Here is an 11,689-nt window from a genome sequence, read left to right as displayed (position 1 = left end):
GGCCCACGGGCCCCGCTCAGTCCGGCAGCGGGGTGAGCATCATGCGGCCCGCGAAGCCGACGGCCGCGTCCAGCCGGTCGGTGAACTCGCCCGCCACGTCCGGCATCCGGCGCAGCGCCCACAGGGCCCGGGCCGCCGACCAGGTGGCGTCCCGCGCCCGGTCCAGGCTCCACGCGCCGAGCAGATGGGTCAGCGGGTCGGCGATCTGGAGCAGATCGGGCCCCGGCATCAGCTCCTCGCGGACCCGCTCCTCCAGCGTCACGAGGAGATCACCCACGCGGTCGAACTCGTCCTCCAGGTCGGCGGGTTCGCAGTCGAGCGTACGACAGGCGTCCACCACGGCGAGCGCCAGGTCGTGGCCGATGTGCGCGTTGATACCGGCCAGCGCGAACTGAAGCGGTCGTACGCCGGGATGCCTGCGCAGCTGGAACAGCGGGCGCCAGCAGGCCGGCGGGCGGCCCTCGCGCACGGCCGCGTCGACCGCCGCCAGATAGCGCTCCGCGAACCGTACGTCCAGCGTGATCGCGGCCCGCGGGTCGGCGAACCGGCCGCTGTCGATACGCCGGTCCACGGCCTCGGTGACGGCGAGGTAGACACGGTTGAAGACCGCGACCCCGTCACGTGCGGGGAGGGTCTCGTCGAGCGTGCGCATCCGGGCGACGACGGTGTCGACGGGGGTGGTGAAGTGTTCCAACTGCGCCATGGAGGCAGGGTCCCAGTCCTAGGCTGGCCCGGGTGCCGGCGAGCCCGTCGCTTCCCCAGAACGGGGGAACGGGTCACCGCGGTGGGGTGAGCCGCGGTCGTGCCGGACGGCCTTTGGGGGGGGGAACAGCACGGTGGCAGGGCTACGTGCGCGGCGGCTCGCCGCACGCAGGTCCGCGCGCAGACGCGCCGTCGGACGGGGCGCCATGGTGGCGGTCGCGTCCGTGGTGGTGACGGTCGCGACGGTGGCCGGGCTGGTCGCCGCGGGCGACCGGGACCGCGGCTCGGACCGGGCGAGGCCCGAGGTCACCGGCACCCCGCGCGTCGAACGGCTCCCGGTCCTCCCGGCGCCCTCCGCCACACCGTCCCCGACCGCCTCCCCGTTGATCCGGCCCACCCCGAGGAGGACGGTGACTCCCACGCCCGCGCCGCGCACGACCGAGCCGCGGCCGCGCTCCGCCCCGGCCGGCGGCCGGCTCTACCGCCACCCCGAGTCCCAGGTCCTCGACTGGGTCCGCGACCACCCCGACGACCCGCGGGGCGACCTGATCGCGTCCCGGATCGCGGATCGTCCGGCCGCGGTCTGGTTCGCCGACCACTCGCCGGACACCCTCACCGGCCGTGTGCGCGCGGTGACTTCGGGCGGCGCCGGGGCGGGCCGGGTGCCGGTCCTTGTCGCCTACGCCGTGCCCGACCGCGACTGCGGCGGCCACTCCCAGGGCGGGGCACCGGACCTCGCGGCCTACGGTGCCTGGATCGACGCGTTCGCGGCCGGACTCGGCTCCGGCGAGGTCGTGGTGATCCTGGAGCCGGACTCGATAGCCCAGTCCGACTGTCTGAGCGAAGGGCAGCGGGCCGACCGGTTCGCCGCGCTGGCCCGCGCGGGCCGGGTGCTGAAGTCCGCCAACCCCAGGGCCCGCGTCTACTACGACGCCGGCCACTCCGGCTGGCACACCCCCGCCGAACAGGCCGCCCTGCTGCGGCAGGCGGGCGCCGCCTCACCCGCCTCCTCCGACGGAATCTTCAGCAACGTCTCCAACTTCCACCACACGGCCGACGAGATCGCCTACGACCGCCGGGTACTGGACGCGCTCGGCGGCCCGGACTCCCTCGGCGCGGTGATCGACACCAGCCGCAACGGCAACGGCGCCCCGCCGGACGGCGAGTGGTGCGATCCCGCCGGGCGGCGGATCGGGCGGGCGCCTACCCTCGACACCGGCGAGGACCGGATCGACGCCTATCTGTGGGTGAAGCTGCCCGGCGAGTCCGACGGCTGCAAGGGCACACCGGGCACCTTCACCCCGTCCTACGCCTACGACCTGGCGCGCGGCGTCTGATCGTCGTGGGCGCCGGAGCCGGTGCCGTCGTCGGCGCCGGAACCATCGCCGTCGTAGGAGCTGGTGCCCTCGTCCAGCAGGGGCTCCTGCGTTCTGAGGTGGGCCGGGGCGAAGGCGCGCAGGGTGTGGTAGCCGATGACGGCGACCAGCGTGCCCAGCGCGATGCCGCTGAGGGAGAAGGTGTCGGTGATCTCCAGGGAGACGTTGCCGACGCCGATGATGATGCCCGCGGCGGCCGGCACCAGGTTGAGCGGATTGCGCAGGTCCACCTTGGCGTTGATCCAGATCTGCGCGCCGAGCAGGCCGATCATGCCGTAGAGGATGACCGTGATGCCGCCGAGGACGCCGCCCGGGATCGCGGCCACCACCGCGCCGAACTTCGGGCACAGACCGAAGAGCAGCGCGAAACCGGCGGCGGCCCAGTAGGCGGCGGTGGAGTAGACCCGGGTCGCGGCCATCACACCGATGTTCTCGGAGTACGTGGTGTTGGGCGGCCCGCCCAGCGCGGTGGACAGCATCGAACCGACGCCGTCCGCGGAGATCGCCGTACCCAGCCTGCCGTCGAGGTTGTCGCCGGTCATCTCGCCGACCGCCTTGACGTGTCCCGCGTTCTCCGCGACCAGCGCGATCACCACCGGCAGCGCGACGAGGATCGCCGACCACTCGAAGGACGGGCCGTGGAAGGAGGGCAGCCCGATCCAGTCGGCGTCGCCGACGGCGGTCAGGTCCAGCCGCCAGTGATCGGTCAGCTTGCCGGAGGCGTCGACCGAGTGGATGCGGCCGAAGATCCTGTCGAACGCCCAGGAGATCCCGTAGCCGAAGAGCAGGCCGAGGAAGATCGCGATGCGGGACCAGAAGCCGCGCAGACAGACCACCGCGAGACCGGTGAAGGCCATCACGAGCAGGGCCGTCCACTGGTCCTGGGGCCAGTACGTGGACGCGGTCACCGGGGCGAGGTTGAAGCCGATCAGCATCACGACCGCGCCCGTGACGATCGGGGGCATCGCCGCGTGGATGATCCGCGCCCCGAACCGCTGCACCGCGAGCCCCACCAGGAACAGCGCGGCACCGACCACGAAGACCGCGCCGGTCACCGTGGCGCTGCTGCCGCCCTGCGCGCGGATGACCGCGGCGACGCCGACGAACGACAGGGAACAGCCCAGGTAGCTGGGCACCTTGCCGCGGGTCGCCAGCAGGAAGACGACGGTCGCGACACCCGACATCATGATCGCCAGGTTGGGGTCGAGACCCATCAGCACCGGCGCCACGAACGAGGCGCCGAACATCGCCACCACGTGCTGCGCGCCGAGTCCGGCGGTACGCGGCCACGAGAGCCGTTCGTCGGGCCGGACCACCGCGCCGGGGGCCGGGGTGCGTCCGTCGCCGTGCAGTTTCCAGCGGACGCCGAGATCCATGGGGTGTCGCTTTCGTCGAGCGTGCGGGTCCGGACCATTGTCCGGGGTGGGGTGGCGTGATCCGGACCATCAGCCCCGCGAGCCGCGCGGGCGGCGGGCCCATGCCGGGCGCCACGTCCCCGTCTCGTCGCGGTCCGGCTGGACCGTGGCGAGATGGGCGCGCAGCGCGGCCAGCGCCGGGTGGGGGTTGTCCCTGTGCCAGAGCAGGGAGTGCGGGTAGACCGGGGCCGGGTCGCGCAGCGGCACGAGGCGCATGTCGTAGCCGGCGGGCCACACCAGCGGGGTCTGCGGGCCGAGGAAGGTCGCCAGCGTCGAGGAGCTCGCGATGGTGTCGATGAGGGCCTCGACGCCCCAGTTGGGGCCGATGGTGTCGATGGTCAGCCCGAAGTCCGCGGCGAGGGCGTCGTAGTACGCGGTCCACTCGGTCCCGGGCGCGTTGCCGGGCATCCAGATCCGGTGCCCGGCGAGCTGGGCGAGGGGCACCGAGGGCCGTCCCGCGAACTCGTGGTCCGGCCCCGTGAACAGATGCAGCGGCTCGTCCAGCACCGGCTCGGTCTCGATCTCGTCCGGCAGCCGCATCCCCGGCATGGTCACCGCCCGGAAGGTCGCGTCGATGGACCCGTCCCGCAACGCGGCGACGGCCGCCTCGGCGCCGGACAGCGTCACCACGTCGAGGGGGATCTCGGGCCGGTCCCGGTGGAAGGCGCGCAGCGCGCCGGCGAGCGAGATCCGGCGCCCGATCACATCGACCCGCAGGGCACGGCTGCCGGGCCGTACGGCCGCCGCGGCCCGCTCCTCGGCGAGCAGCAGGGCGCGGGCGTGCGGCAGGAACGCCTGCCCGTCGATGGAGAGTTCGGCGCCGCGCGGCGCCCGGGTCAGGAGCCGCACCCCGAGCTCCCGCTCCAGCGCGGCGATCCGCTTGGAGACGGCCTGCTGGGTCAGCTCCAGGTCGACGGCCGCCTTCTGGAACTGCCCGGCGTCGGCGACGGCGACAAAGGTGCGCACGGCGTTGAGATCCACGGCGCCCACCCTAGACGTACAACAGGTGGTTGTGGCACGACGGGGGACCGGTTGTTTGATCTCACCATCCACCAGCGTCTTTGATGAGCGCGACCGGAACGATCCGCTCTCCGGTCAACCCCTGGTTGTACGTCCCCGGAGGTGATGAGTCCCGTGCCGGATTCCTTCGTCCATCTGCACAACCACACCGAGTACTCCATGCTCGACGGCGCGCAGAAGCTGCGGCCGATGTTCGGCGAGGTCGCCCGGCAGGGTATGCCCGCGATCGCGATGAGCGACCACGGCAACATGTTCGGCGCCCACGAATTCGCCCGCGTCGCCAAGGACTTCGCCGGAGTGCGGCCGGTCATCGGCATCGAGGCGTATGTGGCGCCGTCGTCGCGGTTCGCGCGCAAGCGGGAGTTCTGGGGGCTGGGCGGACGCCGGGCGACCGGCGACGACGGCGAGGGCTCCAAGGACGTCTCCGGCGGCGGACGCTTCACCCACATGACGATGTGGGCACGCGACGCGCAGGGGCTGCGCAACCTCTTCCTGCTCAGCACCCGGGCCAGCTACGAGGGCCAGTTCCCGGCGGGCAAACCGCGGATGGACCGGGAGCTGATCGCCGAGCGGCCCGAGGGCATCATCGCCACCACCGGCTGTCCCTCGGGCGAGATCCAGACCCGGCTGCGGCTCGGCCAGTACCCCGAGGCCAGGGCGGCGGCGGGCGCCTACCAGGAGATCTTCGGCCACGAGAACTACTTCCTGGAGCTGATGGACCACGGCCTCGACATCGAGCGCACGGTCCGCGCGGACCTGCTGCGCCTCGCCCGCGACCTCGCGATCCCGCTGCTCGCCACCAACGACGCCCACTACATCACCGAGGACCAGGCCGACGCCCACGACAGCCTGCTCTGCATCGGCGTCGGCAGGAACAAGGACGACCCCGCCCGCTTCCGCTTCAACGGCTCCGGCTACTACCTGCGTTCGGCCGCCGAGATGCGGACCCTGTTCGCCGAACTCCCCGAGGCCTGCGACAACACCCTTTTGATCGCCGAGCGCGTCGAGTCCTACGACGAGGTCTTCGACCACGTCGACGAGATGCCCCGCTTCCCGGACGTGCCCGAGGGCGAGACCCAGGAGTCCTGGCTGCGCAAGGAGGTCCTCAAGGGCCTCGCGCTCCGCTACGGCGACCCCGTCCCGGACCGGGTCATGGACCGCTTCGAGACCGAGATGTCCGTCATCGGGCCGATGGGCTTCAGCTCGTACTTCCTGGTCGTCGCCGACATCTGCCGGTACGCCCGCGAGAACGGCGTCCCGGTGGGCCCGGGACGCGGCTCCGCCACCGGCTCCCTCGTCGCCTACGCCACCCGCATCACCGAACTCTGCCCGCTGGAACACGGCCTGCTCTTCGAGCGGTTCCTCAACCCCGAGCGCATCAACCCGCCCGACGTCGACCTCGACTTCGACGACCGCAGACGCGACCGCATGGTCCGCTACGTCACCGAGAAGTACGGCGACGAGTACACGGCCCTCGTGAACACCTTCGGCCGGATCAAGGCCAAGAACGCCATCAAGGACTCCGCCCGCGTCCTCGGCTACCCCTACGCCCACGGCGAGCGCATCACCAAGGCCCTCCCGCCCGACCAGAACGGCAACTCCGCCCCGCTGGACGCCCTCTTCGACCCCGCCCACCCGCGGCACGCCGAGACCGGCGAGATCCGCCGGCTCTACGACACCGAGCCCGACGTGCGCCGGGTCGTCGACACCGCGCGCGGAGTCGAGGGACTCACCCGCGGCACCGGCGTGCACGCCGCCGCGGTGATCCTCTCCAAGACCCGCCTCACCGACCGGATCCCGCTGCACATGAGGGCCGCCGACGGGGTGCGGATCACCGGCTTCGACTACCCGTCGTGCGAGGCGATGGGCCTGGTCAAGATGGACTTCCTGGGCCTGCGCAACCTGGGCGTCATCGACCAGGCGCTCGCCAACGTCCGGGAGAACCGGGGCATCCGGCTCGCCACCGTCGACCCCCTGGACGGCGACCCGGACACCGTCGTCATCCCGCTCGACGACGCCCGCACCTACCGGCTGCTCGCCGACGGCAACACCTTCGGCGTCTTCCAGCTCGACGGCAGCGGCATGCGCGCCCTGCTCCGGCTGATGGAACCCACCCGCTTCGAGGACATTGCCGCCGCCAACGCCCTCTATCGGCCGGGGCCGATGGCCGCCAACGCCCACACCAACTACGCCCTGCGGCAGAACGGCAAGCAGGAACCCACCCCGATCCACCCCGAGCTGAAGGAGGCCCTCGACCCGATCCTCGGCTCCACCCACCAACTCCTCGTCTTCCAGGAGCAGATCATGGCCATCGCCCGGCAGCTCGCCGGGTACACCCTCGGCGGCGCCGACATGCTGCGCCGGGCCATGGGCAAGAAGAAGCCCGAGGTACTGGCCGCGGAGTGGGAGAAGTTCCACGCCGGAATGCGGGCCAACGGCTTCTCCGACGAGGCGGTCAGGGCGCTGTGGGACGTGATGCTGCCGTTCTCCGGCTACGCCTTCAACAAGTCCCACACCGCCGGATACGGCCTCGTCTCCTACTGGACGGCCTACCTCAAGGCCAACCACCCCGCCGAGTACATGGCCGCGCTGCTCACCTCGGTCGGCGACGACAAGGACAAGGCAGCCGTCTATCTCGCCGACGCCCGCAAGAACGGCGTACGGGTGCTGCCGCCCGATGTGAACGCGTCCGTCGGCGAGTTCACGGCCGTCGGCGACGACGTGCGGTTCGGACTGCGGTCGGTTCGCAACGTCGGCGACGGGGTGATCGAGGCGATCGTGGACGCCCGCCGCGCCAGGGGGCGCTTCACGTCGTTCGCCGACTTCCTGGACAAGGCCGGGCTGCCCGCCCTCGGCAAGCGGGCCGTGGAGTCCCTGATCAAGGCCGGCGCCTTCGACTCCCTCGGCCACACCCGCAAGGGCCTGACCGCCGTCCACGAGGCAGCGATCGACGCCGTGACCCCGGTGAAGAAGGCGGCCGGCTTCGGGCAGGACGACCTGTTCTCGGGGCTCGGCGCCGGACGCGAGACCGTCGCGGGCCTGGACCTCCCCGTGGACGACAGCACCGAATGGCCACGCCGCCAACTCCTGTCCATCGAACGCGAGATGCTCGGCCTCTACGTCTCCGCCCACCCGCTGGACGGCGCCGAGCACCTCCTCGCCGCCGCCCGCGACCGCACGGTCACCGACCTGCTCACCTCCGGCCGCACCGGCGGAGACGTCCGCCTCGCGGGCCTGATCACCGGCGTCCAGCGCAAACTCACCAAGCAGGGCAACGCCTGGGCCGTCGTCCAGCTCGCCGACCGGGACGCGACGATCGAGGTGCTGTTCTTCCCGGCCGTCTTCCAGCTCGTCCAGCACACCCTGGCCGAGGACGCCGTCGTCTCCGTCACCGGCCGGATCGAGGACCGCGACGGCACACTCGGCGTCTTCGGCAAGGAGATCGCCGTACTGGACGTCTCGGCGGCCGAACACGGCGGCCGGCCACCGGTCCGGCTCGCCCTCCCCGCGCACCGGATCACCGAACGGTCCGTCGTCGAGCTGAAGCGGCTGCTCGCCGACCATCCGGGCGACAGCCCCGTCCGCCTCACCGTCCGCGGCGCCCGCAGGACCACGGTCTACGCCCTCCCCGCGACCGTCGACGCCACGGCCCTCGCCTCCGACGTCAAGGGCACCTTCGGAGCGGAGGCATGGGTGGGTCTCACGTGACGGGGATCTCCCGGAGGGCCGTGTGCCCGAGCTGCCGCGCCCCGGCCGTCCTCTCCGTCACCCGTCCGCACACCTGGCACAACCGTGCCGGAACCCCGGTCCATGGCGTCAGGGAGTCGCTGCTGTGCGGTACCTGCGACCCGGCGGGAAGGCGCGTGCTCGCCGCCCACTGCCCGCAGGAGTGGGCGGCCCTGGTCCTCAACTGGCTTGCGACCACCGGCGACCGGCTGCCGGACCCCGTGAACCTGGCCGCCGAGGAGGCAAGTTGGCGCGCCGGCGAGCTGTAGCTCCGGCTCAGACCCGCGGCTCGGAGACCGCCGGGCTCGGGGCGGTCACCCGTGGGCGGTCGCGGTCGCCGGAGCGCAGCACGCCCGCGAACACGGCGAGGCCGCCGGACAGCACGGTCACCAGAGCGAACGACACGACCAGGCTGGTCGCCTGCGCAAGGCCGCCGATCGCGCTCGGCGCGACCAGACCCGAGGTGTACGTGATCGTCGCGACACCCGCGATGGCCTGGCTCGGGTTGGGCCCGCTGCGCCCGGCCGCGGCGAAGCACAGCGGCACGACCACCGCGATGCCGAGACCCATCAGCGCGAACCCCGTCATGGCGACCGCCGGATGCCCGCCGAAGACGATCAGCAGCCCGCCGAACCCGGCGAGCACACCGCCGTGGCGGACCGTGCGGACCGAGCCGAAGCGGTCCACGACCTTGTCGCCGGCGATCCGGGCCAGGGCCATGGTGAGGGTGAAGCCGGTCGTGCAGGCCGCCGCGAGCCCGGCGGAGGTGCCGAGCTCGTCCTTGAGATAGATCGCCGACCAGTCGAGACTCGCGCCCTCCGCGAACACCGCGCAGAACCCGACCGCGCCGATCAGCACCGCCGACTTCGGCGGCAGCGCGAACCGCGGCGGCGGCTCCTCGTCCTCGGCGGCCTGCACATCCAGCACCCACGTGCAGCAGACCAGCCCGAGCGTGGTCAGGACGGCGGCCACGATCACATGATGCAGCCGGGCGTCCGTACCGAGGTGCGCGGCGAGGGTGCCGCCCGCCGAGCCGAGCAGGGCGCCGACGCTCCACATGCCGTGCAAGCCGGACATGATCGACCGGCCGAGCCGCGTCTCCACCTCCACACCCAGCGCGTTCATCACGACGTCGGCCATGCCCGAGGTGGCGCCGAACACGAACAGGGCGAAGCACAGGGTGGGCAGGTTCGGCGCGAGGGACGGCAGCGTGAGTGAGAGCGTCCACAGGGCGAGCAGCGTACGCAGGGCCGTCCTGGCGCCGTACCGGTGACTGAGGCGGCCCGCCAGCGGCATCGCCAGGGACGCGCCGAGCGCCGGGAAGGCGAGGGCGAGTCCCAACTGGCCCGCGCTCACCCCGGCATGGTCCTGGATCCAGGGCACCCGGGTCGCGAACGAGCCGGTCACGGAACCGTGCACCATAAACGCGGCGGCCACCGCGTACCGGGCGCGCCGCAACGTGCGCTGATCGAGGACCTTCGTCTCCGCCCCACTCATGCTCCGGCCCCTCCCGGTCGGTGATGGTCCCGCTTCGCCGCCGTAAACTATCAGGGTCCCTTCCTGATAGATAGAGGCTACCGGCGGCCGCGATCGGCGCGGCCCCGCCGTCTGGGAGGATCCCGGCATGCCCGCATCCCCGAGCACCGCCCGAGCCATCAACGACCGGCTCGCACTGCGTCTGCTACAGGACGAAGGCCCGTTGACGGCGGGGCAGTTGAAGCAGCTGACCGGACTCTCCCGGCCCACCGTCGCCGACCTCGTCGAGCGGCTCACCGCCGCCGGACTGATCGACGTGGTGGGGGAGGCGGGGGAGCAGCGCCGCGGCCCGAACGCCCGGCTGTACGGGATCGTCGCCGACCTCGCCCATCTCGCCGCGGTCGACGTGCGTACCGAGAGCGTCTCCGTGACCGTCTCCGACCTGGTCGGGCGGGTGCTCGCGGAGGCCGCGATGCCGGTCGACGGCAACTGGGGGACCGGGCCCGCGGTGGAGCAGGCGGCGGCGCTGGTCGAGCGGACGGCGAAGGAGGCGGGCGCGGAGGGGCGGCTGCACACCGTCGGGATCGGGGCGCCCGGTCTCATCGACCCGGCCACCGGCGAACTGCGCGGCTCCAGCGGTCTGCCCGAGTGGCACCGTCAGCTGGTGGCGGTACTCCAGGACCGCTTGCCGCAGGCTCGTGTCACGGTCGAGAACGAGACCAATCTCGCCGCACTCGCGGAACAGCGCGACGGCGCCGCCCACGACCGCGACACCTTCGTCCTGCTGTGGCTCGGCCACGGCACCGGCGCCGCGGTGGTCCTCGACGGCGTCCTGCGTCGCGGTGCCTCGGGCGGCACCGGAGAGATCGGCTTCCTCCCGGTCCCGGGCACCAGCGGTCTGCCCGCGGCGACGGACTGCGAGGGCGGCTTCCACTCCCTGGCCGGAGCGGCGGCGATCGAGCGGCTGGCCCGCGAACACGGCCTGGCGACAACCGAGTTGGTCCCGGGTGAGCCACAAGCGGCGACCTTGGTCAGAGCCGCCGCGCAGCACCCGGAAGACGCCTCCGCGAGCGCCTTCCTCGACACGCTGGCCGACCGTATCGCCGTCGGAGTCGCCTCGGTCGTGGCCGTCCTGGACCCGGGCTGTGTGGTGCTGGGCGGCGAAGTGGGCCAGGCCGGCGCGACGGAACTGGCGACCCGGGTGGCCACCCGTATCAGCGCCCTCTCCCCGCTCCCCACGGAGGTCCGCCCGAGCCCCCTCGGCGGCACGGCAGTCCTGAGAGGAGCCCTCCTCACAGCAAGAACCCACGCCCAGAACGAGGTCTTCGCCCCGAAAGCCGGCACATAGAAACACCGGGCTGAGCAACCCGGTGAAGGGGCGCGGGGAACTGCGCGACAAGCCACGACGACGGGAAAGCCGCCCACCCCGGGCCCAGTGGCCCCCCACCGAAGAGAGACCCCAGGCCCACCTGGGAGGCCCGGCGGCGGGCAAGGGCCGTCGTCACCGCCGCCGGACCGGTCATGGAACCAGTGCGCCGACGATAAAGAGGACTAGACCACTGAGTCAATAGGTATGGACCTTTCTGAACACAAGGCCAACGCGGGGGAGTTACCCCCAGAACACGGGCCCCGCGAAGTCCAGCCCACCCTCTTGTGAGTCACGACACATCGTTCACCCGTATGGACCGCATGCGGCCGTGGCACACTGGCCGTGTACCAATAGCAGCGCACTCCGGGGTCGGTGAAAGTCCGAACCGGCGGTTACAGTCCGCGACCCGGTCGCCTCCAGCGACCGGTTGACCAGGTGAAATTCCTGGACCGACGGTTAAAGTCCGGATGGGAGGCAGTGCGCGGCGGACGGGCATTCGTGCGCGTCGCCGTATTCGGGCTCGTCCATGATCGACGGACGGGTCGCTTCCGGCGTCGCCAGCGGTGTTCTCGTCCGTAGATCCTGTCGTCATCGACAGCCCCGGA

Annotated in this window: 8 protein-coding genes and 1 riboswitch; of the genes, 4 read left to right on the top strand and 4 right to left on the bottom strand. The window is 72.2% G+C overall.

All coding sequences use genetic code 11. From position 1 onward, the window contains the following. Window positions 1-16: 16 nt before the first annotated feature. Entirely contained in the window at window positions 17-703 is a 687-nt protein-coding gene (locus ACIQAC_RS19860; protein ID WP_402192871.1) for a DUF5995 family protein, read from the bottom strand. 205 nt (window positions 704-908) lie between these two features. Between ACIQAC_RS19860 and ACIQAC_RS19855 the strand changes: the two genes are divergently transcribed. After that, window positions 909-2,039 (top strand): glycoside hydrolase family 6 protein, encoded by a 1,131-nt coding sequence (locus ACIQAC_RS19855; protein ID WP_402193398.1) that lies wholly within the window; start codon window positions 909-911, stop codon window positions 2,037-2,039. Here ACIQAC_RS19855 and ACIQAC_RS19850 read toward each other — a convergent pair. Beyond that, the gene (locus ACIQAC_RS19850) at window positions 2,015-3,454 is read right to left on the bottom strand and encodes a uracil-xanthine permease family protein (RefSeq protein ID WP_402192869.1); all 1,440 of its coding nucleotides are present in this window, start codon (window positions 3,452-3,454) and stop codon (window positions 2,015-2,017) included. The two genes, ACIQAC_RS19855 and ACIQAC_RS19850, sit on opposite strands and share 25 nt — an antisense overlap. 69 nt (window positions 3,455-3,523) lie before the next feature. Beyond that, complete coding sequence (locus tag ACIQAC_RS19845; RefSeq protein WP_402192867.1) at window positions 3,524-4,474, bottom strand: LysR family transcriptional regulator; 951 nt, start codon at window positions 4,472-4,474, stop codon at window positions 3,524-3,526. 153 nt (window positions 4,475-4,627) lie between these two features. Here ACIQAC_RS19845 and dnaE point away from each other — a divergent pair, with 153 nt between their 5' ends. Together dnaE and ACIQAC_RS19835 are read left to right on the top strand one after the other, a co-directional pair. Continuing rightward, window positions 4,628-8,221 (top strand): DNA polymerase III subunit alpha, encoded by a 3,594-nt coding sequence (dnaE, locus tag ACIQAC_RS19840; RefSeq protein WP_402192864.1) that lies wholly within the window; start codon window positions 4,628-4,630, stop codon window positions 8,219-8,221. Continuing rightward, complete coding sequence (locus tag ACIQAC_RS19835) at window positions 8,218-8,508, top strand: DUF6300 family protein (RefSeq protein WP_402192861.1); 291 nt, start codon at window positions 8,218-8,220, stop codon at window positions 8,506-8,508. Before dnaE ends, ACIQAC_RS19835 begins: the two co-directional genes overlap by 4 nt. 7 nt (window positions 8,509-8,515) lie before the next feature. Here ACIQAC_RS19835 and ACIQAC_RS19830 read toward each other — a convergent pair whose 3' ends face one another. Next, window positions 8,516-9,736: an MFS transporter gene (locus ACIQAC_RS19830; RefSeq protein ID WP_402192859.1), complete on the bottom strand. Its 1,221-nt coding sequence runs from the start codon at window positions 9,734-9,736 to the stop codon at window positions 8,516-8,518. Between the two features lie 127 nt (window positions 9,737-9,863). Between ACIQAC_RS19830 and ACIQAC_RS19825 the strand changes: the two genes are divergently transcribed. Next, the gene (locus ACIQAC_RS19825; protein ID WP_402192856.1) at window positions 9,864-11,063 is read left to right on the top strand and encodes an ROK family transcriptional regulator; all 1,200 of its coding nucleotides are present in this window, start codon (window positions 9,864-9,866) and stop codon (window positions 11,061-11,063) included. 375 nt (window positions 11,064-11,438) lie between these two features. Continuing rightward, window positions 11,439-11,569, top strand: a riboswitch (FMN riboswitch). Window positions 11,570-11,689: the final 120 nt, after the last annotated feature.

The sequence above is a fragment of the Streptomyces sp. NPDC088387 genome (assembly GCF_044753385.1).
GTDB lineage: Bacteria > Actinomycetota > Actinomycetes > Streptomycetales > Streptomycetaceae > Streptomyces.
This window is presented reverse-complemented; position numbering and strand designations above follow the sequence as displayed.